Source organism: Ancylobacter sp. GW821-FHT10E12 (assembly GCF_058809335.1).
Window position 1 is genome coordinate 183,842 of record NZ_JBXASN010000005.1, and the last position, 23,566, is coordinate 207,407.

Annotated in this window: 21 protein-coding genes; 11 read left to right on the top strand and 10 right to left on the bottom strand. The window is 68.6% G+C overall.

Annotated features, from left to right (window positions below):
* Positions 1-53 precede the first annotated feature (53 nt).
* The 6 genes from AC1RU4_RS08645 to AC1RU4_RS08670 all read right to left on the bottom strand — a co-directional run bounded on the left by AC1RU4_RS08645 (position 54) and on the right by AC1RU4_RS08670 (position 8,182).
* Positions 54-1,892 carry a monovalent cation:proton antiporter-2 (CPA2) family protein gene (locus AC1RU4_RS08645; protein WP_492890652.1) on the bottom strand — a complete coding sequence of 613 codons (1,839 nt, stop codon included), beginning with the start codon at positions 1,890-1,892 and terminating at the stop codon, positions 54-56.
* Positions 1,893-2,141: 249 nt separating this feature from the next.
* Positions 2,142-2,402: a formate dehydrogenase subunit delta gene (locus AC1RU4_RS08650; RefSeq protein ID WP_492890770.1), complete on the bottom strand. Its 261-nt coding sequence runs from the start codon at positions 2,400-2,402 to the stop codon at positions 2,142-2,144.
* A gap of 4 nt (positions 2,403-2,406) precedes the next feature.
* Positions 2,407-3,255 (bottom strand): formate dehydrogenase accessory sulfurtransferase FdhD, encoded by an 849-nt coding sequence (gene fdhD, locus AC1RU4_RS08655; RefSeq protein ID WP_492890653.1) that lies wholly within the window; start codon positions 3,253-3,255, stop codon positions 2,407-2,409.
* Between the two features lie 12 nt (positions 3,256-3,267).
* Entirely contained in the window at positions 3,268-6,126 is a 2,859-nt protein-coding gene (gene fdhF, locus AC1RU4_RS08660; RefSeq protein ID WP_492890654.1) for a formate dehydrogenase subunit alpha, read from the bottom strand.
* 11 nt (positions 6,127-6,137) lie between these two features.
* The gene (locus AC1RU4_RS08665; RefSeq protein WP_492890771.1) at positions 6,138-7,697 is read right to left on the bottom strand and encodes a formate dehydrogenase beta subunit; all 1,560 of its coding nucleotides are present in this window, start codon (positions 7,695-7,697) and stop codon (positions 6,138-6,140) included.
* A gap of 11 nt (positions 7,698-7,708) precedes the next feature.
* On the bottom strand, positions 7,709-8,182 hold the full coding sequence (locus AC1RU4_RS08670; RefSeq protein ID WP_492890655.1) for a formate dehydrogenase subunit gamma: 474 nt from the start codon (positions 8,180-8,182) through the stop codon (positions 7,709-7,711).
* 255 nt (positions 8,183-8,437) lie between these two features.
* Here AC1RU4_RS08670 and AC1RU4_RS08675 point away from each other — a divergent pair, with 255 nt between their 5' ends.
* The 7 genes from AC1RU4_RS08675 to AC1RU4_RS08705 all read left to right on the top strand — a co-directional run bounded on the left by AC1RU4_RS08675 (position 8,438) and on the right by AC1RU4_RS08705 (position 16,030).
* Positions 8,438-9,970 (top strand): YifB family Mg chelatase-like AAA ATPase, encoded by a 1,533-nt coding sequence (locus AC1RU4_RS08675; protein WP_492890656.1) that lies wholly within the window; start codon positions 8,438-8,440, stop codon positions 9,968-9,970.
* Positions 9,971-10,560: 590 nt separating this feature from the next.
* Positions 10,561-11,415, top strand: a complete 855-nt coding sequence (locus AC1RU4_RS08680) for an alpha/beta hydrolase (protein ID WP_492890657.1) — start codon at positions 10,561-10,563, stop codon at positions 11,413-11,415.
* A 96-nt stretch (positions 11,416-11,511) separates the two neighbouring features.
* Complete coding sequence (locus AC1RU4_RS08685) at positions 11,512-12,681, top strand: ABC transporter substrate-binding protein (RefSeq protein ID WP_492890658.1); 1,170 nt, start codon at positions 11,512-11,514, stop codon at positions 12,679-12,681.
* A gap of 43 nt (positions 12,682-12,724) precedes the next feature.
* Positions 12,725-13,648, top strand: coding sequence for a branched-chain amino acid ABC transporter permease (locus tag AC1RU4_RS08690; RefSeq protein ID WP_492890659.1), 924 nt, complete (start codon positions 12,725-12,727; stop codon positions 13,646-13,648).
* The gene (locus AC1RU4_RS08695; protein WP_492890660.1) at positions 13,645-14,580 is read left to right on the top strand and encodes a branched-chain amino acid ABC transporter permease; all 936 of its coding nucleotides are present in this window, start codon (positions 13,645-13,647) and stop codon (positions 14,578-14,580) included. Before AC1RU4_RS08690 ends, AC1RU4_RS08695 begins: the two co-directional genes overlap by 4 nt.
* On the top strand, positions 14,577-15,326 hold the full coding sequence (locus AC1RU4_RS08700) for an ABC transporter ATP-binding protein (protein WP_492890661.1): 750 nt from the start codon (positions 14,577-14,579) through the stop codon (positions 15,324-15,326). Before AC1RU4_RS08695 ends, AC1RU4_RS08700 begins: the two co-directional genes overlap by 4 nt.
* A complete protein-coding gene (locus AC1RU4_RS08705) occupies positions 15,326-16,030 on the top strand; it encodes an ABC transporter ATP-binding protein (RefSeq protein ID WP_492890662.1) in 705 nt (234 codons plus the stop codon). Before AC1RU4_RS08700 ends, AC1RU4_RS08705 begins: the two co-directional genes overlap by 1 nt.
* Positions 16,031-16,035: 5 nt before the next feature.
* Here the strand turns inward: AC1RU4_RS08705 and AC1RU4_RS08710 are convergent, their stop codons facing one another.
* Positions 16,036-17,631: a gamma-glutamyltransferase family protein gene (locus tag AC1RU4_RS08710; protein WP_492890663.1), complete on the bottom strand. Its 1,596-nt coding sequence runs from the start codon at positions 17,629-17,631 to the stop codon at positions 16,036-16,038.
* Between the two features lie 369 nt (positions 17,632-18,000).
* On the opposite strand from AC1RU4_RS08710, the gene olsB reads away from it, so the two are divergent.
* The 3 genes from olsB (at position 18,001) to AC1RU4_RS08725 (ending at position 19,795) form a co-directional block, all read left to right on the top strand.
* Complete coding sequence (gene olsB, locus AC1RU4_RS08715) at positions 18,001-18,903, top strand: l-ornithine N(alpha)-acyltransferase (protein WP_492890772.1); 903 nt, start codon at positions 18,001-18,003, stop codon at positions 18,901-18,903.
* A 141-nt stretch (positions 18,904-19,044) separates the two neighbouring features.
* A complete protein-coding gene (locus AC1RU4_RS08720) occupies positions 19,045-19,467 on the top strand; it encodes an Hsp20 family protein (protein WP_492890664.1) in 423 nt (140 codons plus the stop codon).
* A gap of 46 nt (positions 19,468-19,513) precedes the next feature.
* Complete coding sequence (locus AC1RU4_RS08725; protein WP_492890665.1) at positions 19,514-19,795, top strand: BQ00720 family protein; 282 nt, start codon at positions 19,514-19,516, stop codon at positions 19,793-19,795.
* Positions 19,796-19,835: 40 nt separating this feature from the next.
* Here AC1RU4_RS08725 and gshB read toward each other — a convergent pair whose 3' ends face one another.
* From gshB to rsmI, 3 genes are all read right to left on the bottom strand, one after another.
* Positions 19,836-20,777: a glutathione synthase gene (gene gshB / locus AC1RU4_RS08730; RefSeq protein ID WP_492890666.1), complete on the bottom strand. Its 942-nt coding sequence runs from the start codon at positions 20,775-20,777 to the stop codon at positions 19,836-19,838.
* Positions 20,778-20,874: 97 nt separating this feature from the next.
* On the bottom strand, positions 20,875-21,237 hold the full coding sequence (locus AC1RU4_RS08735) for a YraN family protein (RefSeq protein ID WP_492890667.1): 363 nt from the start codon (positions 21,235-21,237) through the stop codon (positions 20,875-20,877).
* 22 nt (positions 21,238-21,259) lie between these two features.
* Positions 21,260-22,162 carry a 16S rRNA (cytidine(1402)-2'-O)-methyltransferase gene (rsmI, locus tag AC1RU4_RS08740; RefSeq protein WP_492890668.1) on the bottom strand — a complete coding sequence of 301 codons (903 nt, stop codon included), beginning with the start codon at positions 22,160-22,162 and terminating at the stop codon, positions 21,260-21,262.
* Between the two features lie 168 nt (positions 22,163-22,330).
* Here rsmI and AC1RU4_RS08745 point away from each other — a divergent pair, with 168 nt between their 5' ends.
* Positions 22,331-23,566, top strand: a complete 1,236-nt coding sequence (locus tag AC1RU4_RS08745; RefSeq protein WP_492890669.1) for a penicillin-binding protein activator — start codon at positions 22,331-22,333, stop codon at positions 23,564-23,566.

Genomic DNA, 23,566 nt, shown 5'->3' on the forward strand with positions numbered 1-23,566 from the left:
TTACCCTATGAGGGCCTGGAAAAACGCCTCCCGTTTCTGCCGGACCTGCTCTTCTAGCCGGAGAACTCCGTCTCGTGGCGCAGGGCGTCCTCGGCCTCGGGGTTGAGCGGATGGGCGGCACGCTCGGGCCGCACCAGCGGCTCCGGCTCGGCTACCGTGCGGTCGATCCCGTAATCGATCCCCTCCTCGGCCTGGCGCAGCAGGCGCTGGCGGTCAAGTTCCCGTACCTCGGCGATGGTGTTGCGCGCGGCATCGGCCGCGATCCCGTTGGCGCGCAGCGTCGCGTTGCCGAAGGCAAGCGCGGATTCGAAGGTCTCGCGGATCTCGAAGTCGACGCCCTTCGCCCTGAGGGAGAGCGTGTGGGTGCGGTCATAGGCGCGCACATGCAGCCGGGCATTGGGGACGTTGGCCCGCAGGATCTCGACGATGCGGTCGGCCGTCTCGCGTCGATCGACGCAGACCGCGATCACCCTCACCCGCTCCGCGCCGGCGGCCCGCAGCACGTCGAGCCTCGTGCCGTCGCCGTAATAGATGCGGAATCCGAAGCGCCCGGCGCTCTGGATCATCTCCACATCATTGTCGATGATCGTCACTTCCATGCCCTGGGTCAGCAGGCATTGCGAGACGATCTGCCCGAAGCGGCCGAAGCCGACCACCAGCACCGATCCATGGGCGTCGGAAAAATCGGCCGGCAGCGGCGTGGTCATGTCGCGCCGCTCCAGGTTTCGGGCAATGCGCTCGCCGATGAGCGCCACCGGCGGGCCGAGCATCATGGTCATCGCCGCACAGGCGGACAGGAGGTCGGCCTGCCGGGCGGTGAGAAGGCCGAGCCCGAGAGCGAGAGGAAACAGCACGAAGGAGAACTCGCCGGCGGAGGTGAGCACCGAGGCGGCGCGTACCGAATCGGCTTCCGAACCGTCCGAAAGGTGGAACACCGCCCAGACTGAGACCGCCTTCACCAGCGTGACCAGCAGCGTGCCGATGATCAGCAGCGGGGCGTTGGCCAGCACCACGTCGAGATTCATCGACATGCCGATGCTCATGAAGAACAACGCGATCAGCAGCCCGCGAAAGGCGTCGACATTCGCCTCCAGCTCGTGGCGGAAGCTCGATTCGGACAGCATGACGCCGGCAAGGAAGGCGCCGAGCGCCATCGACATGCCGACCGCCGCCATCAGCGCGCCGGCCCCCAGCACCACGAGCAGCGCCGCCGCGGTCATCACCTCGCGGGCGCCGCTGCGGGCGAGGATCTGGAACAGCGGCGTGAGCAGATAGCGTCCGGTGCCGATGACCACGGCGAGGGCGGCCAGCACCGTGCCGACATCGCGCAGGGCGTCAAGGATCGTACGGCCCTCGTGCATGCCCGGCGCCATCAGCGGCATGAAGGCGATGAGCGGCACCACCGCCATGTCCTGGAACAGCAGCACCGCGAAGGCGCGCTGGCCGTAGGGCTGAGCGAGGCCGTTCTTCTCTTCCAGCAATTGCAGCGCGATGGAGGTCGCGGACAAGGCGAGGGCGAGGCCGGCAATGGTGCCGGCGCGCCAGTCGAAATCCTTGCCGGCATAATGCGCCAGCACCGCGATGCAGCCGCCGGTGAAGACGAGCTGCGCCGCGCCCATGCCGAAGATCGCCCGTCGCAGCGCGAACAGGCGTGACAGCTTGAGCTCAAGGCCGATGACGAAGAGCAGCAGCACCACGCCGATCTCGGCGACGGTGATGATGCGCTCGGGATCGCGGATGGCCCCCATGCCCGAGGGGCCGATGGCGATGCCGGCGACCAGATAGCCGACGATGGGAGACAGACCGAGCCGCCGGGCGAGGGGGACCGCGACGACCAGCGCCACCAGGAACACCAGCGCCGAGATCAACAGTCCGTGGCCTTCCCCGTGCATGCCCACTCACTCCGTTCCGCGATCGGCTCTGACGACCGATCTCGTACCCCACCGTTCCGATGCCTTCCGGCAATGGCAGAACGATGGTGGCAACGCGACCGAAAAGGCGCCAAGCGCCTATCCGACCACCTTTTACGGTTCGGCTGAATGCCCCGTTATCGGAATCACAGCAAAAAGACGCTTGGTTCACTACCGAGGCCATCGGGCAACACCCGACCGACGAGGGGGAGGTACCGAGAGACGTCCAGCTCAATGATGCGCCGGCAGCGATCCGGACGGGCGGGCTACCGGGATATCGGCCCGTTTCACCGGCGGCAGCGACTTGAACGCCTCGAACACCTGCGGTGCCAGGCCTTCGCCGCCCCGCGCGACATGGTCTTCCATCATCGCGCGCATGCGCGGATCCCAGAAATCCTTGATGTGCTTGGCGATTCCGGGCACGGCCTTGTCGTGCTTCTGCGAGGAGAAGAACGCGCCGATCTGATTCGCCATGTAGACGAGACGGTCCATCGTATTAGCCGACATGGGCGACCAACTCCTTATCTTCCCCACCAGGCGCGATGCGGTGAGGGTGGGTAAACACTTCGAATCCGTCGTCCCGCGCGATTGCCGCGAGGGTGATGCCCGCCGCCTCGGCGGTCCGCACCGCCAGGGCGGTCGGCGCCGATACCGCCACCAGCACCGGCGCGCCGAGCATGGCGGTCTTCTGAACCATTTCGATCGACACGCGGCTGGTCAGCAGCACGATGCCGGAAGCAGCCAAGCTTGCCGCCGCGGCACGATCCTGCCGCACCAGATGGCCGACCAGCTTGTCGAGCGCGTTGTGGCGCCCGACATCCTCGCGCACCGCCACCAGTCCGGCCTCCGGCTCCCAGAAGGCAGCCGCATGGACGGCGCGGGTGGCATGATTGAGCTTCTGCGCCGGCGCCAGCGAGGCGATTGCGCGCGCGATGTCGGCGGCCGCGAAGACCCGCCCTTCGCCCACCGCCCGTGCGGGCTTGACGGCGAGCTCAAGACTCTCGACCCCGCACAGGCCGCAGCCGGTGGGACCGGCGATCTGCCGGCGCCGCGCCACCATCTGGCCCGCGCGGCCCGCCTCGATCCATAAACGAATTTCGACGCCCTCGTCATGTTCGAGAACCTCGAGGTCCTCCACATCGGCGAGACCGTCGATCACGCCCTCGGTGAGGCTGAAGCCGATGCCGAAATCCTCGAGATCGGCAGGCGTCGCCATCATGACCGCATAGGTCGAGCCGTTATGGACGATGGCAACCGGGGTTTCCTCCGGAATCGTCCGCTCGCCCGCCTGCGCACCCTGGGGTGTGCAGGCGAGACGGGGAACGCGGAGCACCGGAGCGATCATCGCCGTGTGCCGTCACTCCGCCGCTTCGACAGCGATGCGGCGGCTCTGGCGGGCGAAGGCGTCATAGTCCTCCTGCCACTGCGACGGCCCGTTGGAACGGGCGATCTGCACCGCCGTCACCTTGAACTCGGGGCAATTGGTCGCCCAGTCCGAGAAGTCGGTGGTGACGACATTGGCCTGTGTCGTCGGGTGGTGGAAGGTGGTGTAGACGACGCCCGGCGCCACACGGTCGGTGATCTGCGCGCGCAGGGTGGTCGAGCCGGCACGGCTGTCGATGCGAACCCAGTCGCCATCGCGCACGCCGCGCTGCTCGGCGTCGTGCGGATGGATCTCGAGCAGATCCTCGGGATGCCAGGCGACATTGTCGGTGCGACGGGTCTGCGCGCCGACATTGTAGTGGCTGAGGATGCGGCCGGTGGTGAGCAGCAGCGGGAAGCGCCCGCCGGTACGCTCGTCGGTCGGCACATATTCGGTAACGACGAACTTGCCCTTGCCGCGCGCAAAGCTGGTGATGTGCATGATCGGCACACCTTCCGGATTCGCGTCGTTGCACGGCCACTGCACCGAGCCGAGCTCGTCGAGACGCTTGAACGACACGCCGGCGAAGGTCGGGGTGAGCGCGGCGATCTCGTCCATGATCTCGGACGGGTGGGTGTAGTTCCAGTCCATGCCGATGGCGCGGGCCAGAAGCTGGGTGACCTCCCAGTCGCCATAGCCGTTCTTCGGCGCCATCACCTTGCGCACCAGCTGGATGCGGCGCTCGGCATTGGTGAAGGTGCCGTCCTTCTCGAGGAAGGTGCAGCCCGGTAGGAAGACATGGGCGTAGGTGGCGGTCTCGTTCAGGAACAGGTCCTGCACGATCACCAGCTCCATGGCGGCGAGGCCGGCGGCGACATGCTTGGTGTCGGGGTCGGACTGGAGGATGTCCTCGCCCTGCACGTAGAGCGCCTTGAAGGTGCCGTCGACGGCGGCGTCCAGCATGTTGGGAATGCGCAGGCCGGGCTCGGGATCGAGCGGACGACCCCACATCGCCTCGAAGGTGGCGCGGGTGGCATCGTCGGAGATGTGGCGGTAGCCCGGCAGCTCGTGCGGGAACGAGCCCATGTCGCAGGAACCCTGCACGTTGTTCTGGCCGCGCAGCGGGTTCACGCCGACGCCGCGGCGGCCGATATTGCCGGTCGCCATGGCGAGGTTGGCGATCGCCATCACCGTGGTGGAGCCCTGCGAGTGCTCGGTGACGCCGAGGCCGTAATAGATCGCCGCGTTGCCGCCGGTGGCGAAGAGCCGCGCGGCGCCGCGGATCAGCTCCGGCGCCACGCCGGTGAGCTTGGACACCGCTTCCGGCGAATGGCGCGCGTCGGAGACGAACTCCGCCCAGTCCTGGAATTCCTCCCAGTCGCAGCGCTCGCGCACGAAGGGCTCGTTCACCAGGCCCTCGGTGACGACGACATGGGCGAGCGAGGTGACGATGGCGACGTTGGTGCCCGGCTGCAGCGGCAGGTGGAAGTCGGCCTGGATATGCGGCGAGCGCACGAGATCGATGCGGCGCGGATCGACGACGATCAGCTTCGCCCCTTCGCGCAGGCGCTTCTTCATGCGCGAGCCGAACACCGGGTGGCCGTCGGTCGGGTTGGCGCCGATGATCAGGATGACGTCCGAATCCTCGACCGAATCGAAGTCCTGCGTGCCCGCCGAAGTGCCGAAGGCCTGGTTGAGGCCGTAGCCGGTCGGCGAATGGCAGACGCGGGCGCAGGTGTCGACATTGTTGGTGCCGAAGCCGGCGCGGATGATCTTCTGGACGAGGTAGGCTTCCTCGTTGGTGCAGCGCGAGGAGGTGATGCCGCCAACCGCACGGCGGCCATAGGTTTCCTGGATGCGCTTCAGCTCGGAGGCGGTATGGGCGATCGCCTCGTCCCAGGAGACCTCCCGCCACGGGTCGGTGACCTTGGCGCGGATCATCGGGTTGAGCACGCGGTCCCGGTGCGTGGCGTAGCCCCAGGCGAAGCGGCCCTTCACGCAGCTATGGCCGCGATTGGCCTTGCCTTCCTTCCACGGCACCATGCGCACCACTTCCTGGCCGCGCATCTCCGCCTTGAAGGTGCAGCCGACGCCGCAATAGGCGCAGGTGGTGACCACCGAATGCTCCGGCGTGCCGATCTCGATCAGCCGCTTCTCGGAAAGCGTCGCGGTCGGGCAGGCCTGCACGCAGGCGCCGCAGGACACGCATTCGGAGGTGAGGAAGGCTTCCGACTGGCCGGGTGACACGCGGCTGTCGAAGCCGCGGCCGGAGATGGTCAGCGCGAAGGTACCCTGCACTTCCTCGCAGGCGCGCACGCAGCGATTGCAGACGATGCACTTGGCCGGATCATAGGTGAAATAGGGGTTCGACTCGTCCTTGGGCATGACGAGCTCGGAGGTCGGCGCGAAATGGTTGGCGCCCTCCATGCCGTAGCGCACCTCGCGCAGGCCGACCGCGCCGGCCATGTCCTGCAGCTCGCAATCGCCATTGGCGGCGCAGGTGAGGCAGTCCAGCGGATGGTCGGAGATGTAGAGCTCCATCACACCCTTGCGCAGCTGCGCGAGGCGCGGCGTCTGGGTGTGGACCTTGATGCCCGGCGCCACCGGCGTGGTGCAGGAGGCCGGGGTACCGTTGCGGCCCTCGATCTCGATCAGGCAGAGGCGGCAGGAGCCGAAGGCATCCAGCATGTCGGTGGCGCAGAGCTTGGGGATCTGCGTCCCCATCTCCATCGCCGCGCGCATGATGGACGTGCCTTCCGCGACCGTGACCTCGACGCCGTCGATGGTGAGCGTCACCATCTTGTCGGTCTTGGGGGCGGGGGTACCGTAGTCGATCTCATGGACGAGAGACATGCGTGTCCTCCTCACTCGGCGGCTTCGAGGCGACGGGGCGTGTCGCCGAATTCTTCGGGGAAATGGGTGAGGGCGCTAAGCACCGGATAGGGCGTGAAGCCACCGAGCGCGCAAAGCGAGCCGAGCTTCATGGTCTGGCAGAGGTCTTTCAGCACTTCGAGGTTCTTCTCGCGGCGCTCGCCGGCGACGATGCGGTCGATGACCTCGACCCCGCGGGTGGAACCGATACGGCAGGGTGTGCACTTGCCGCAGCTCTCCACCGAGCAGAACTCCATGGCGAAGCGGGCCATCTTGACCATGTCGGCGGTCTCGTCGAACACGACGATGCCGCCATGGCCGATCAGCGCGTCCTTGGCCGCGAAGGCCTCGTAGTCGAAGGGCAGGTCGAACTGCCAGGTCGGCACATAGGCGCCGAGCGGGCCGCCGACCTGCGCCGCCTTGACCGGCCGGCCGGAAGCGGTGCCGCCGCCGATGTCGTTGATCAGCTCGCCGAGGGTGATGCCGAAGGCGGTCTCGAACAGGCCGCCGAACTTTACATTGCCGGCGATCTGGATCGGCATGGTGCCGCGCGAGCGGCCCATGCCGAAATCGACGTATTTCTGCGCCCCGTCGGCCAGGATATGCGGCACGGCGACCAGCGACAGCACGTTGTTGATCACGGTCGGCTTCTGGAACAGGCCCTTGTGCGCCGGCAGTGGCGGCTTGGCGCGCACCGTGCCGCGCCCGCCCTCGAGGCTGTCGAGCAGCGCCGTCTCCTCGCCGCACACATAGGCGCCGGCGCCCATGCGCACTTCCATGTCGAAGCTGTGCTGCGAACCGGCGATGTTGACGCCGAGCATGCCGTGGGCGCGGGCGACCTCGACCGCCTTCTCCATCGCCCGGATGGCGTGGGGATATTCCGAGCGGGTGTAGACGTAGCCCTTGGTGGCGCCCACCGCGATGCCGGCAATGGTCATGCCCTCGATGAGCTGGAAGGGGTCGCCCTCCATGATCATGCGGTCGGCGAAGGTGCCGCTGTCGCCCTCGTCGGCATTGCAGACGATGTATTTGCGGTCGGCCCTGGCGTCGGCCACGGTCTTCCACTTGATGGCGGTCGGAAAGCCGGCGCCGCCACGGCCGCGCAGGCCGGACTTCTTCACTTCCTCGATGATCTCTGCCGGTCCGAGCGCCAGCGCCCGCTCCAGCCCCTTGTAGCCGCCCATGCCGACATAGTCGGTATAGGAGGCGGGATCGACGATGCCGCAGCGGGCGAAGGTGAGCCGCGTCTGCTTGGCAAGGAAGGGATGCTCTTCCGGCTTGCCGATGCGCAGCGCATGCGCGCCGCCGGTCAGCAGGCCGGCCTCGAACAGCGCCTCGACGTCGCCCTCTTCCACCGGGCCATAGGCGATGCGCCCCTCGGGCGTGCCGACCTCGACCATCGGCTCCAGCCACAGCATGCCGCGCGAGCCGGTACGCACGATCTCGATCGCCTGGCCACGCGAAAGCGCCGCGGCCTTGATGGCCTCCGCCACCTCGTCGGCACCGCAGGCGACGGCGCAGGCATCCTTGGGAACGTAGATGCGAACGGTCACGGAGTTTGCAGTCACGACTGGGCCTCCGAGATCAGCGCGTCGAGACGACGCTCGGTGAGACGGGCGACGATGCGGCCGTCGAGCATGGCGGAAGGCGCGGTGGCACACAGGCCGAGGCAGTAGATCGGCTCGACCGTCACCCGTCCGTCGGCCGTGGTCTCGCCGAGCTTGCAGCCGAGCCGGTGCTCGGCGTGCTCGGCGAGCGCGTCGCCGCCGGCGGCCTGGCAGGCCTCGGCGCGGCACAGCTTCAGCACGTGCTGGCCGGCGGGCTCATGGCGGAAATCGTGATAGAAGGTCACCACGCCATGCACTTCGGCGCGGGATACGTTCAGCCGTTCCGCCAGCATCGGCACGACGGCGTCGGGCACATAGCCGAAGGTTTCCTGCACCGCGTGGAGCATCGGCATGAGCGGGCCTTCGAGATGGGCGAACTCGCCGATCACGGCTTGCGCCCTGTCTTCGCTCCATGGCTCGTAGTGCGGCATTTCTCCCGGACCTTCTTTTAAAGTTTTCCAATGGGGAACATTGGGCCGGACCGGAGCAAAATCAATTCCGGTGTTTCGTCTCTTGATAGAAAGGTTCTATCGAACGAGCCCGGCATCGATGGGCCGACGGGCGAATCGGCCCGGAATGTTCCCTTATTGTTCTTGACGCATCCCGGCCATGCCGTAGAGTGACGGTATCGGGGGCGGAACGGCAGCGGTCGTTCGCGCGAAGACGTGATCGGGAACGGGGGCTCAATGGTCCAGCGCGTGGCGACGGTGGCATTCGAGGGCATCGACGCGCGTCCGGTCGACGTGCAGGTGCAGGTGAGCCCGGGCCTGCCGGCCTTCAATCTCGTCGGCCTCGCCGACAAGGCGGTCACCGAGGCGAAGGAGCGGGTGCGGGCGGCACTGATCGCCTCCGGCCTCGCGCTGCCGCCCAAGCGCATCACCGTCAATCTCGCCCCCGCCGACCTGCCCAAGGAAGGCAGCCATTACGACCTGCCGATCGCCCTCGGCCTGATGGCGGCGATCGGCGCGGTGCCGGCGGAAGCACTCGACGGCTTCACCGTGCTCGGGGAATTGGCGCTCGACGGGCGCATCGCCGCGGTGGCCGGCGTGCTGCCAGCGGCGATCGGCGCCAATGCCCGCGGTCACGGGCTCATCTGCCCGGCCGCATGCGGCCAGGAAGCCGCCTGGGCCAGCCCGGACATGCCGGTGCTGGCGCCCTCCTCGCTCATCCAGCTGGTGGGTCATCTCACCGGCCGGCAGAAGCTGACCCGGCCGGAGCCGCGGCTGGAGGCCGCCGGCGCGGCGCTGCCGGACCTCGCCGACGTACGCGGGCAGGAAACGGCACGCCGGGCGCTGGAAGTCGCCGCCGCCGGCAGCCACAACCTGCTGTTCACCGGACCGCCGGGAGCCGGCAAGTCGATGCTGGCGCAGCGGCTGCCGTCCATCCTGCCACCGCTCTCGCCGGCCGAACTCCTGGAAGTATCGATGATCGCCTCGGTCGCCGGCACGCTGCAATCCGGCGCGTTGACCAGCCGGCGGCCGTTCCGCGCGCCGCATCATTCCGCCAGCATGGCGGCGATGGTCGGCGGCGGCGGGCGTGCCCGGCCGGGCGAGGTGTCGCTGGCCCATAATGGCGTGCTGTTCCTCGACGAATTGCCGGAGTTCCAGCCCTCGGTGCTCGACGCGCTGCGCCAGCCGCTGGAGACCGGCGACGCCTTCATCGCCCGTGCCAATCACCGCGTCACCTACCCGGCGCGGTTCCAGCTGGTGGCGGCGATGAATCCATGCCGCTGCGGACGGGCGGGCGAGCCCGGCTTCACCTGCCGGCGCGGGCCCCGTTGCGCGGCGGACTATCAGGCGCGGCTGTCGGGCCCGTTCCTCGATCGCATCGACCTGCATCTGGATGTGCCCTCGGTCTCCGCCGTGGACCTGGTCCGGCCCACGCCGTCGGAATCGAGCGCGAGCGTCGCCCGGCGGGTCGCCGCGGCCCGGGAGATCCAGGCCGAACGCTTTGCTGCGCTCGGTCGCCCGGACCTCACCACCAATGCGCAGGCGGCAGGCCCCATCCTCGAAGAGATCGCCGCGCCGGATAATGGCGGTGCGGCTCTGCTCACCGACGCCGCCCGTATCATGCGCCTTTCGGCACGCGGCTATCACCGCGTGCTCCGCGTCGCCCGCACCCTCGCCGATCTTTCCGGTGCCGAAACGGTGGGCCGCCCGCATATCGCCGAGGCGCTGGCCTATCGCGTCGGCATCGACCGGGCGAGCGCGGCGGCCTGAAGAGGCGGGCAGAGCGCGCCGGGGAAGGATCGTGGCGCGACACGACATCGGCGGGAACATGCGCATGGCCCGCGGACGGCTGGAGCGGCGGCCCGGCAAGATAGCGGATCGTGGGCGGGGCGCCGCACCGCTCGCCATCCACCTTGCTGCTCCTGCTCGCTCCCATGCCATGTCCCATGCCGGCCCATGCGGACCAGCCGTTTCCGCCGACGAAGTGGGGGCGGCAATCGGCCGGCAATGGGCTCGGTACCAAGCCGAGATCCGCGCATGGGGTCCTTCCCATCACATTATTGCCGGATGGCGCCAAAAGGCATGGAGGATCGCGACGGCTCGCTGCCCTGTCTCATCCGGCACCGAACCGACATCCGGCAAGCGCCTGCATCGCGATGCGACAGACCTCGGGGCCGTATCGGCCGTCGCACCAGCGGCGAGGCGGGCGAACCGATTCTCCAGCATCCCCGCACCGTGCATCGGCGACCCGTCAACACCCGTTCGCATCGACAGCACGCCATGCGGGCGGCACTCTCCGGCGGCGGTGGAGATCCGATGCCGCTGCCCTGCCGATGGCAACAAGACGAAGAGAGACGGACATGACGCTTCCGGCCGCCGCCATCGATCCCGACGCCGAGCGCCAGTACAATCTCGCGCTCAGCGTGCCAAGCATGCCGGCGATCACCGGCGCCTGGCCGGCGCGGGCGGCAGCGACCCGGCTGCGCCATCCGCCCATGGCCGACATCGCCTATGGCCCGCATCCGCGCGAACGGCTCGACCTGTTCCGCGCCCGCGATCCGCGCGGGACCCTGATCTTCATCCATGGCGGCTTCTGGCGGGCGCGGTCGAAGGACGAGTTCTCCTGGATCGCCGACGGCTTCCTCGCCGCGAACTATTCGGTCGCGTTGTTCAATTATCCGCTCTGCCCGCAATCGCCCTTCGCCGCCATCGCGCCGGCCGTCCGTGCCGCCTTCGTCCATCTCCATGCGAACCTGCTCGATCCGGCCGAGCAGGCCCGGATCGTGATCGCCGGTCATTCCGCCGGCGGCTATCTGGTCGCCGACCTGCTCGCCACCGACTGGACGAGGCATGGCCTGCCCGAAGCGCCGTTCCAGGGCGCGCTGCCGATTTCCGGGGTGTTCGATCTCTCGCCGCTTCGCGCGACCAGCATCAATGCCGACCTGCAGCTCGGCATGGAAGAAGCCGCCCGTCTCAGCCTTCATCGCACGCCGAGCCGGAGGCCGGTCCGCATCGCGCTGGCGGTCGGTGGAGCGGAAACCGCAGGCTTCCGGCAGCAGACCGAGCAGATGGTCGAGACCTGGGCGCAGCGAGCTCCGCGTCGCCTGATCGTGCCGGATGCCAATCATTTCGACATTCTCGACAGCCTCGCGACACCTGGGGCGGTGTTGCACACGGCGGCACTCGAGCTACTGGCGGGCGAGGCCGTTCCATGACGGCACAACCGCTCTTTTGGGGGATTGTTGCGCGCGCCCCGCTCATGCCAGAAAGCACGAGGGATGACTTTGGGTGAACCTACGGGAGATGTCGACGTGAAGCGGACGATCGGCGCTGCGGCGCTCGCCACCATTCTGGCCCTGTCGGCCGTGACCGCCGGCGCCGCCGAGCTAAAGATCGGGCTCATGTCCACCTTGTCCGGCCCCTCCGCCGCCCTCGGCCAGCATCTGCGCGACGGCTTCCTGCTGGCGGTGAAGGAGCGGGGCGGCAAGCTCGGCGGCGAGACCGCCGAGGTGATCGTGGTCGATGACGAGCTGAAGCCGGATATCGCCGTGACCAAGGCCAAGACGCTGGTCGAGCGCGACAAGGTCGATTTCGTGGTCGGCGTGGTGTTCTCCAATGTGATGAACGCGGTCGTCAAGCCGCTCACCGAATCGAAGACCTTCGTCATCAGCGCCAATGCCGGCCCGTCCACCCTCGCCGGCGAGGGCTGCAGCCCGTATTTCTTCTCCGCCTCCTACCAGAACGACCAGAACCACGAGGTGCTGGGCAAATATGCGCAGGACAAGGGCTACAAGAAGGTGGTGCTGATGGCGCCGAACTATCAGGCGGGCAAGGATTCGCTCGCCGGATTCAAGCGGCATTACAAGGGCGTCGTCGCCGAGGAAATCTATACCCAGCTCGGCCAGCTCGACTTTTCCGCCGAGCTCGCGCGCATCGCCGCCGCCGAGCCGGATGCGGTGTTCACCTTCATGCCGGGCGGCATGGGGGTGAACCTGGTCAAGCAGTACCGGCAGGCCGGGCTCGCCGACACCGTCCCCTTCCTCTCCGCCTTCACGGTGGACGAGACGACGCTGCCGGCGACGCAGGATGCCGCGCTCGGCCTCTATTCCGGCGCGCCCTGGGCGCCCAATCTCGATACGCCGGCCAACAAGGCCTTCGTCGCGGCTTTCGAGAAGGAATATGGCTATGTGCCGGCGCTCTATGCGGCGCAGGCTTATGACGCCGCGCTGATGATCGACGCGGCGGTGACGTCGCTCAATGGCAAGCTCGACGACAAGGACGCGGTAAGGGCGGCGCTGAAGAAGGCCGACTTCGCCTCCGTGCGGGGTGCCTTCTCCTTCAACACAAACCAGTTCCCGATCCAGGATTTCTATCTGGTCAAGGTCGCCAAGCGGTCCGACGGCAAGTATGAGACCGAGGTGGTCGAGACGGTGTTCAAGCAATATGGCGATGTCTACGCCGCCAAATGCGCAATGAAGTGATGCCGGCCCGCAGGATGCGCCGGCGGCCGGGGGCGCCGCCGGCATGAGCACGATGCTGCTGCTCATCCAGACGCTGAACGGACTTCAGCTCGGCGTGCTGCTGTTCCTCATCGCCGCCGGGCTGACCTTGGTGTTCGGCGTGATGGACTTCATCAATCTCGCCCATGGCGTCCAGTACATGCTGGGCGCCTATTTCCTCGCCGCCTTCTCGGCCGCCACCGGCAGCTTCGCCCTCGGGCTCGTGCTGGCCCTGCTCGCCGCGCTGGCGTGCGGCATCGCGCTGGAGCGGCTGGTGCTCCGCCATCTCTATGGGCGCGACCATCTCGACCAGGTGCTGGCCACCTTCGGCATCATCCTGTTCCTCAACGAGGCGGTGCGGGCCTATTGGGGCTCGGCGCCGCTGCATGTCGATATTCCCGAAGCGCTGTCCGGCGCGGTGCGGCTGATGCCGGGCCTGCTGTATCCGTTCTACCGGCTGGTGCTGATCGGTGCCGGCCTCGGCGTGGCGGTGCTGCTCTATATATTGGTCGCCCATACCCGCATCGGCATGCGGGTACGCGCCGGAGCCAGCGACGCGGCGATGGTGTCGGCGTTGGGGGTGAATGTCGGGCGCCTGTTCACGCTGGTCTTCGGCTTCGGCGCCATGCTGGCGGGCTTCGCCGGGGCGCTGGCGGCGCCGATCCTGTCGGTCGAGCCCGGCATGGGCGACAACATCCTCATCCTCGCCTTCGTGGTGGTGGTGATCGGCGGCATCGGCTCGATGCGCGGCGCGTTCGTGGCGGCGCTGCTGGTCGGCCTCGTCGACACGCTGGGGCGCTCCTTCTCCACCAGTCTGATGCGGCTGGTCCTCGACCCGTCCGCTGCCGCGCAGACGGGACCGGCGCTCGCCTCCATGCTGGTCTATGTGCTGATGGCGCTGGTGCTGGCGGTGCGGCCGCGCGGGCTGTTTCCGGCGAGGGCAGGATGAGCGCACGGCACGCTCGCCTGTTCCTGCCGCTCACCCTCGGCACCGGGCTGGCGCTGCTGCCACTCGCGGCCGGCGGCGACGCCTACGCGGTGAACCTCGCCATCCGCATCATGTGCCTCGCCATCGCCGCGATCGGCCTCGACCTGATCCTCGGCTATGGAAGGCTGGTCAGCTTCGGCCACGCCGTCTTCTTCGGCGCCGGCGCCTATGCCGTCGGCATCCTCTCGGCACATGGCGTCACCAGCGGGCCACTGGTGCTCGGCGCCGCGATTGCCGCCGGCGCGTTGTTCGCCCTGCCGATCGGCGCGGTATCGCTGCGCACCCGCGGCGTCTATTTCATCATGATCACGCTCGCCTTCGGGCAGATGCTGTTCTTCACCGCCACCAGCCTCTCGGCCTATGGCGGCGATGACGGGCTGAGCCTCCCCTCCCGCGCCCGCTTCTTCGGCGCCGATCCGTTCGGCTCGCCGGTGGCGATGCACTATAGCGTGCTGGCGGCGTTGGCCCTCGTCTATCTCGCCGGCCGCGCGCTGGTCGCCTCGCGCTTCGGCCGGGTGCTGCGCGCGGCGGGCGAGGATGAGCGGCGGGTGATTGCAGCGGGATTTGCCGTGATCCGATACCGGCTGGTCGCCTTCGTCATTGCCGGCGGCATTGCCGGGCTCGCCGGGGGGCTCTATGCCGAGTTCACCGAATTCGTCAGCCCGGCCTACCTGTCCTGGCAGCGTTCGGGCGAGTTCATCGTCATGGTGGTGCTGGGCGGCACCGGGACGCTGCATGGCGCGGTGCTCGGCGCCGCCGGCATCGTGCTGCTGGAGGAGGGTCTCGCGGAGATCACCGGGCATTGGCGGCTGATCTTCGGCCCCCTGCTGGTTCTGGCAGCGCTCGCCGGGCACGACGGCCTTTCCCGGCTGCTCGGCAGGAGGGCGCGATGAACGCGCCGGTGCTGCGTCTCGAAGGGCTGGTGAAACGTTACGGCCGGCTGCGGGTCAGCGACGACGTCTGGCTGGAGGTGCTGCCCGGCGAGACCCATGCGCTGATCGGGCCGAACGGCGCCGGCAAGACCACCCTGATCGGCCAGATCGCCGGCGAGATCGCCCCGGATTCCGGCCGAATCCTGCTCGATGGGCATGATGTGACGGCCGAGCCGGCGCATGGGCGGGTGCATCGCGGCCTCGCCCGCTCCTTCCAGATCACCCGCCTGATCGACCGCTTCAGCGTGCTGGAGAATGTCGCGCTGAGCGCGCAGGCGCTGGCGGGCTCCAGCTTCCGTTTCCTGCGCCCGGTCGCCTCGGAGGAAGCGCTGAACGCCCCGGCGCGCGCCGCGCTCGACGAGGTCGGGCTGGCGGAGCGCGCCGACGTCCTCGCCGGCCGGCTCAGCCATGGCGAGAAGCGCCAGCTCGAATTGGCCATGGCGCTGGTCGCCCGCCCGCGGCTGATGGTGCTGGACGAGCCGATGGCCGGGCTGGGCAAGGCGGAGACCGGGCGCACGCTCGACGTGCTGCGCCGGCTTTCCGGCCGGACGGCCATCCTGCTGGTCGAACACGACATGCAGGCGGTGTTCGCCCTCGCCGACCGTATCAGCGTGCTGGTGGAGGGACGCATCATCGCCTCCGGCACGCCGGACGCGATCCGCGCCGACGCCGCCGTGCGCGCGGCCTATCTCGGCGAGGAGGCGTGATGCTGGAATTGACCGACGTCGAGGCCGGCTATGGCGGCAGCCAAGTGCTGTTCGGCGTCTCGCTGCGCGTCGGTGCCGGCGAGGTCGTCACGCTGATGGGTCGCAACGGCATGGGCAAGAGCACCACGGTGAAGACCGTCATGGGCCTGCTACCGGCGCGCGGCGGGCGCATCGCCTTCGAGGGCCGCCCCCTGCTCGGCCTGCCGCCCTACCGCATCGCCGGTGCGGGGATCGGCCTGGTGCCGGAGGGCCGGCGCATCTTCCCGACCCTGAGCGTGCGCGAAAACCTCGTCGCCACCGCTCGGGCCGGCGCCCGCCCACCGGCGCCGGAATGGACCTTGCCGGCGATCTACGAACTGTTTCCCCGCCTCGCCGCGCGCCAACGGCACCTGGGAAGCCAGCTCTCCGGCGGCGAGCAGCAGATGCTCGCCATCGGCCGGGCGCTGATGACCAATCCTCGGCTCGTCATCCTCGACGAGGCGACGGAGGGCCTCGCCCCGCTGATCCGCGTCGAGATCTGGGCCTGTCTCGATCGGCTGAAGCGCGCCGGCCTCGCCATCCTGGTCATCGACAAGAATGCCGACGCCCTCGCCCGCATCGCCGACCGCCACGTCATCCTCGAAAAGGGCCGGGTGGCCTGGAGCGGCGATACCGCCGCCTTCCGCGCCGATCCCGGCCTCAAGGACCGCTTCCTGCACGTCTGAGCCGGCTAGATTCCAAGCGCGCAGCCATCCTTGCGGGGATCGGAACCGCCTATCAAGGTACCACGATCGTGATCGATGCGGATCGCCTGCGCGCCGCCGATCGGCGAGGCCGGAGCCTTCACCTCGAATCCACGCCGCTCCAGCTCCGGCCCGACGAGGCGGCGCAGCCGCGACTCGATCTCCACCGTGCGGGTGCCCGGCAGCGGGAACAGCCGCGGCAGGTCGATGGCGCTCTGGATGTCGAGCCCGTCGCCGAGCACCTTGGCGAGGAAATGCGCGTGGCCCATCGCCTGATATTGCCCGCCCATCACGCCGAAGGGCATCACCACCCGCCCGTCCTTCACCGCCATGCCGGGGATAATGGTGTGCAGCGGCCGCTTGCCGGGCGCGAGCGCGTTGCGATGACCGGGCTCAAGCACGAAGCTCTGGCCGCGATTATGGAACAATACGCCGCTCTTCGGGCTCATCAGCCCGGTGCCATAGGGATGGAAGATCGAGTTGATGAAGCTCACCGCCATCCGGTCCTTGTCGACGACGGCGATATAGACGGTGTCCTTGTGCTCGACGCCATTGCCGAAGGCCGGCATGGCCGGCAGCGCCCGAACCGGATCGATCTCGCCGGCGAGCTCATCGGCGAGACGGCCGGAGAGCAGGTACTCGACCGGCACCTCGGCCTGCGCCGGATCGGCGAGAAAGCGGTCGCGGGCGGCATAGGCAAGGCGCGTCGCCTCGATTTCGATATGCAGCCGCTCCGGGCTCAACGGATCGCCGCCACCGGGAAAGCGCGACAGGATGTTGAGGATCATCAGCGCGATGATCCCCTGGCCGTTGGGCGGGCATTCGTAGATGTCGTGGCCGTGGAAGCGGGTGCGGATCGGCGTCACATACTCGCCCCGTACCGTCGCGAAATCCTCGAGCGCATGGAGACCGCCGAGGCTCTGGAGAAAGCCCACCATGTCATCGGCGACCGGCCCGCGATAGAAGGCGTCCGGTCCGTCGCGGCCGATGGCCTCCAGCGTGTCGGCCAGCATCGGCTGGGTCAGCACGTCGCCCACCGACGGCGGCGCCCCGCCCGGCAGGAACACCCCCGCCGAGGTGGCGTCGCCGCGCAGGAGCTCGGCCTGGTTGGCGGTATCATAGGCGACGCGGGGGGCGACGACAAAGCCCTCGCGGGCGATCCGAACCGCCGGCGCCAGCACCGCGCCGAGATCGAGCCGCCCATGGTCGGCGATCAGCCGCGCCCAGGCCTCGACGGCGCCCGGCACGGTGACCGCATGCGGCGAAGCGCGGGGGATCTCGCTGAATCCCAGCGCCCGGAAGCGCTCCAGCGTCAGCACCGCCGGCGTGCGGCCGGAACCGTTATAGGCCAGCACCTCGCCGCCGACATCCGGTGCCAGCAGCGCGAAGCAATCGCCGCCGATGCCGGTCGAACCCGGCTCGACCACGCATTGCACGGCGCAGGCCGCAACCGCGGCGTCGATCGCATTGCCGCCGGCCTTCAAAATGTCGAGGCCGACCAGCGTCGCCGCCGGATGCGAGGTCGCCACCATCGCCTCACGCCCCACCGCGAGCGAGCGGCCCGGTCCTTCGAAATCGCGCATCATCGCCCCTCGGTCGCGCCCCATCCCGGGGCCATTTCCTGTCCGCACCGCCGTTCGGGCGGCATTGCCGTCATCCTCACGCTGATACACCGCCCATCCATGGCGTGAGAAGCCTCCGTCCCCCGGCCGGCGCCGCAGGCGCACCTGTCGCAAAAGCCCCATGGTGACGCCCGATCTGTCATAACCGCGTCGGAGAAGCGTGATTCTCTAGACCCTTGAAGCTATGATGTGCGACAGATGCAAGGGCACGCCATGACCCAATCGATTGCCGACGGCCCGGCCCGGACCACGCCGAACGCCTTCGCTTCCGCACTCCGGCTGGTTCTGCCCGCGGCATTCGCGCCCCATCTCGCTGAGCCGATGCGCCGCATGGCCGGGCCGCTCGCCCCCTCGCGGCTGGTACCGGCGCTGCGCTCCTATTCCGGCCTGCGTCATCGCGAGAGCCGGGCCCAGCCGGGGCCGGAAAGCCTCGGCCGCATCGGCTCGCTGGAAGTGCGCCTCGCCCGGACCGCCGCCGATGTGCGGCGCGCGCAACGGCTGCGCTACGAGGTGTTCTACGAGGAGATGTCGGCGGTGCCGGCCACTGCCGCCCGCCTCGCCCGCCGCGATTTCGACGGGTTCGACGCCATTTGCGACCATCTCCTAGTACTCGACCACGATTCCTGCCGCACCGTGCGCGGGCGCCGCGTGCCCCAGGTGGTCGGCACTTACCGCCTGCTGCGGCAGGAGATCGCCGATCGTCATGGCGGTTTCTACACCGCCAGCGAGTTCGACATCGGTCCGCTGCTCGCCCGGCACCCGCATCGGCGGTTCCTGGAGCTCGGCCGCTCCTGCGTGCTGCGACCCTACCGCACCAAGCGCACGGTGGAGCTGCTCTGGCACGGCATCTGGGCCTATGTGCGCCGGCACCATATCGACGTGATGTTCGGCTGCGCCAGCCTTGAAGGTACCGATCCCCTTGAGCTCGCCCGGCCGCTTTCCTTCCTGCATCATTTCGCCCCCTCCGAGCCGGAATGGCGCGCACGGGCGCTGCCGGGCCGCATGGCGGCGATGGACGGCGTGGCGAAGGACGGCATCGACGCCAAGGCCGCGCTCAACGAGCTGCCGCCGCTCATCAAGGGCTATCTGCGCCTTGGCGCCCAGATCGGCGAAGGTGCGGTTGTCGATCACCAGTTCGGCACCACCGACGTGCTGATCGTGCTGCCGATCGAGCGCATCAATCCGCGCTATCTCGGCCATTTCGGGGTGAATGCCGAACGGCACGCCGCCTGACCGATTGCCTGTCGATTCCCTGAAAATACCGCGGCCGGCGACATCTTGCGCCGCCGCGCTGCCTTGCCCATATGACCCTCAACGGGATGCCCCTCGGGGGTCCCAAACTGCAAAGTCGCTTCGGACAAGGACTTTGGGAGCATGTCGCGTATTCCCACGCTGTCGAGTCCCTTTCTTCTAGGGTTCGACGAGGTGGAGCGGGCTCTGGACCGGGTCGCCAAAGGCTCGGACGGATACCCGCCCTACAATGTCGAACGCATAGCCGCGCCGGACCAGCCCGAGCGGCTGCGCATCACTCTTGCTGTCGCCGGCTTCAGCCGCGATCAGCTGGAAGTGACGCTGGAGGAAAAAGAGCTCGTCATCCGCGGCCGTCAGGCCGAGGAGCCTGGGCGGACCTTTCTTCATCGAGGCATCGCAGCCCGCCAGTTCCAGCGCACCTTCGTGCTGGCTGAGGGAATGCGTGTCGTCGGAGCTGAATTGAAGAACGGTCTTTTGTCGGTTGACCTCATCCGGCCGGAACCGGAACGGGTGGTCAGGCGTATCGCCATAGCAACCGACGAATGAGCATGCCCTGATCCGGTCTCGACAGCTTGGAAAGGAGTCGCGGACCATGACCAACGAATTTCATGTCGACCCGTCTGCCAACGGTGCCGTTCCCGGCGAGCTGACGCCGGAAGCCTTCGCCAGCCTCGGCGGCGGCCACATCGCCTATGTGCGCCCGATCGCCTCGGAAGAGGCTTCCCGCATGTTCCCGCAGGCGCGGCTGCAGCCCGGCCTCAAGCTGTTCACGCTGCACGCGGCCGACGGCACGCCCATGATGCTGACCGACAGCCGCGAGGCGGCCATCGCCAGCGCCATGCAGAACGAGCTGGTGACGGTGAGCGTGCATTGATCCAGAGGCGCCGCCCTTGCCAAGCGGCGCCTCTCTGCTTTCAGCGCCGCTTGGCTTCGATCACATCCCAGACCTGCGCCGCGATGTCGGCCCCGCCCAGGCGGCGGATGGCGCGTATGCCGGTCGGCGCGGTGACGTTGATCTCGGTGAGATTGCCGCCGATCACGTCGATGCCGGTGAACAGCAATCCCCGCTCGCGCAGGGCCGGCCCGAGACGGGCACAGATTTCCCGCTCCCTGTCGGTCAGGTCGGTTTCCTTGGCCGCCCCGCCGCGCACCATGTTGGAACGCAAATCCCCCGGGCTCGGCACGCGGTTCACCGCGCCGGCGAATTCGCCATCCACCAATATGATGCGCTTGTCGCCCGCGCTCACCTCGGGCAGGAAACGCTGCACCACCCAAGGTTCACGGAACGTGGTCGCGAACAGGTCGTAGAGCGAGCCGAAATTCAGGTCGTCGCGGGTGAGCCGGAACACCGACGCGCCGCCATGCCCGTAAAGCGGTTTCACCACGATGTCGCCCTGCTCGTCGCGGAACGCCTTGATCTCCTCGAGATCGCGGGTGATCAGCGTCGGCGGCATCAGTTCGGGAAACTGGGTGACGAAGATCTTTTCCGGCGCGTTGCGCACATGGAAGGGGTCGTTCACCACCAGCGTCTTCGGGTGCACCCGCTCCAGCAGATGGGTGGCGGTGACGTAGTTCAGGTCGAACGGCGGATCCTGCCGCATCAGGATCACATCGAAGCTGTCGAGCCGCACGCGGGTGGGGTCGCCGAGCGTGAAATGATCGCCCTTGATGTCCCGCACCTCAAGCGATTGCACGGTGGCGAACACCTCGCCGTCACGCATGGCGAGCCGGTCGGTGGTGTAATAGGAAAGCGCGTGCCCGCGCGCCTGTGCTTCCAGCAGCAGGGCGAAGCCGGAATCGCCCGCAATGTTGATGCGGTCGATCGGGTCCATCTGGATGGCAACGTTGAGGCTCATGGAAATCTGGGGTCCCAAGGCGAGGAGGGGGCCGCGGTGGCGGCGTTCGTCCCTGTTTACCGCCTCGAGCGGACGAGCGCCATGCAGCCGGCGCCGCTCATTCCGCCTCGAAGGCGCCGGGCAGATGCACCGGCTTCCGCCCCGGCGCCAGCAGGATGACGTCAAGCCGCATGTCGAGCTGGGCAAGGTCGGGATGGTCGGCGAGATAGATTTCCGCCGCCGCGGCAATGCGTCTTCTCTGGCGCAGGAGCACCGATTCGGCGGCCGCGCGCAGACCTGAGCGAGCCTTCACCTCGACGAAGATCAGCAGATTCGCCCGCCGTGCCACCAGGTCGATCTCGCCACGCGGCGTGCGCACCCGGCGCCCGAGGATGGTGAAGCCTTGGTCGGCGAGCAGCCGGGCGGCAACGTCCTCGGCATCGACGCCGCGTGAGAAGGCCGCGCGCTTCGCTTCGCTCACCGTTTCGCCCGCCGTGTCGCTCTCATGACGTCTCGCGCGCCAGCACCAGGGCCCGGGCATAGACATCCCGCCTCGGCCGGCCGGTGGCGGTAGCGACCGTCGCCGCCGCGTCCTTGAGCGACAGGCTGGCAAGCGCCTGCCGCAGCGCGCCGTCGACATCGGCGTCGGTCGCTTCGCTCTCACCGGGCGGGCCGACGATCAGCACGATCTCGCCCTTGGGCGAGCCGGCCTCGGCATAATGCGCGGCGAGGTCGGGAAGCAGGCCGCGCCGCACCTCCTCGAAGGTCTTGGTCAGTTCGCGGCACACCGCCGCGGGTCGTCCGCCAAGGCCGGCGGCGAGATCGGCGAGGCTTTCGGGCAGGCGCGGGCCGCTTTCATAGAGCACCAGCGTCGCGGGCAGCGTCGCCAGCTCGGCGATGCGGCTGCGCCGGGCACCGGACTTCTGCGGCAGGAAGCCCTCGAAGAAAAAGCGGTCGGTCGGCAGGCCAGCCGCCACCAGCGCAGCGAGGCTCGCCGAGGCGCCGGGCACCGGCACCACCCGGTGGCCGGCGGCGATCGCCGCCTCCACCATCTTGTAGCCCGGATCGGAAACCAGCGGCGTGCCGGCGTCCGAAACCAGCGCTACCACGCCGCCTTCGGCGAGCCGGGCCAGCAGGCGCGGGCGCATGCTCGCCGCATTGTGATCGTGATAAGCGACAAGCGGCGTCTCGATGCCGTAGCGATCCAGAAGCCGCCGGGTCACCCGCGTGTCCTCGCAGGCGATGAGATCCGCCCCCGCCAGCGTCTCCAGGGCGCGGATGGTGACGTCGCCGAGATTGCCGATCGGCGTGGCGACAATGTGCAGGCCGGCATCGAGACGCGGCGCCGGCAGCTTCTGGCCGGCGAGACGGAACGAGCGTGGAGCGTCGGTGGGGGAGATATTCATCGTGGCGACATCCTAGAGGTCCGGCCGCTCGCCGTCATGCCCGCGCAGACGCCACCGAAGGGGATATATCGCGCAAATTCGCGCGCGGCCCGCTGCGGCGGCGTGACAGGGCGCCTTCCGGCATCCTACAAGAAGGGACCAGCCCGCTAAGCCCAACCTGTAGAGGCGATGACCGAGCCCGACACCCCGGCACCGATCGGCGCCCGCGCCGCGCTTCGCCACAGCCGCCGCAGCTTCCTGCTCATGGCCGGCAGCGCCACGCTCGCCGCCTGCGGTTCCATGCCGGATTCGGCGCCGCCCCAGGCCGCCCTGCCGCCGGCGCCGCAACCGACCGCTCCCGCCCAGCCGGGAAACGTGCTCGGTGCCGGCATGGTGCGCATCGGCCTCATCCTGCCGCTGGGGGCGAGCGGCAATGCCGCGCTCGCCGCCCAGTCGCTGCGCAACGCCGCCGACATGGCCATCGCCGAATTCACCGGCGCCAATATCCAGCTCGTCGTCAAGGACGACGGCGGCACCGGGCCCGGCGCCCAGACCGCCGCCCAGCAGGCGCTCGACGAGGGCGCCAAGGCGATCATCGGCCCGATCTTCGCCCATACCGTCGCCGCGGCCGGGCAGGTGACGCGCGCGCGCAACATCCCGCTGGTCGGCTTCTCCACCGACACCAATGTGGCCACCCGCGGGGTCTACCTGCTCTCCTTCCTGCCGCAGACCGACGTGGTGCGGGCGGTGCGCTACGCGGCCTCCACCGGCAAGCGGGCATTCATCGCGCTGCTGCCGGACAATGCCTATGGCTCGGTGGTGGAGGCGGCCTTCCGCGAAACCGTGCCGGCAACGGGCGGTCGCGTGCTCGGCCTCGAGCGCTATACGCCGGGCAATGCCGGGCAATATGCCGAGGCGGTCCGCCGGCTGGCTCCATCGGCCGCCCAGGCCGACGCGTTGTTCCTGCCCGATTCCGGCGATGCGGTGCCGCAGATCCTGCAGGCGATGACCACCGCCAAGATCAACCTCTCCGGCAAGCAGCTCATCGGCACCGGGTTGTGGGACAGCCCGGCGCTGTTCAACACGCCGCAGCTGTCCGGCGGCATCTTCGCCGCGCCGGATCCGGCAGGCTACCGGGCCTTCTCGCAACGCTATCAGGCCCGCTACGGCCAGGCGCCGGTGCGCACGGCGACGCTGGCGCATGACGCGGTGTCGCTGATGGCAGCGCTGGTGAACGCGCAGGGCGAGGCCGGGCTGAACGACACCGCCATCCAGAACCCTTCCGGCTTCAGCGGTATCGACGGCATCTTCCGCTTCCGCTCGGACGGCACCAACCAGCGCGGCCTTGCCGTGATGCGCATTGCCAATGGCAGCGTGCAGGTCGCCAGCCCCGCCCCGCGCAGCTTCGCCGAACAGGGGTTCTGA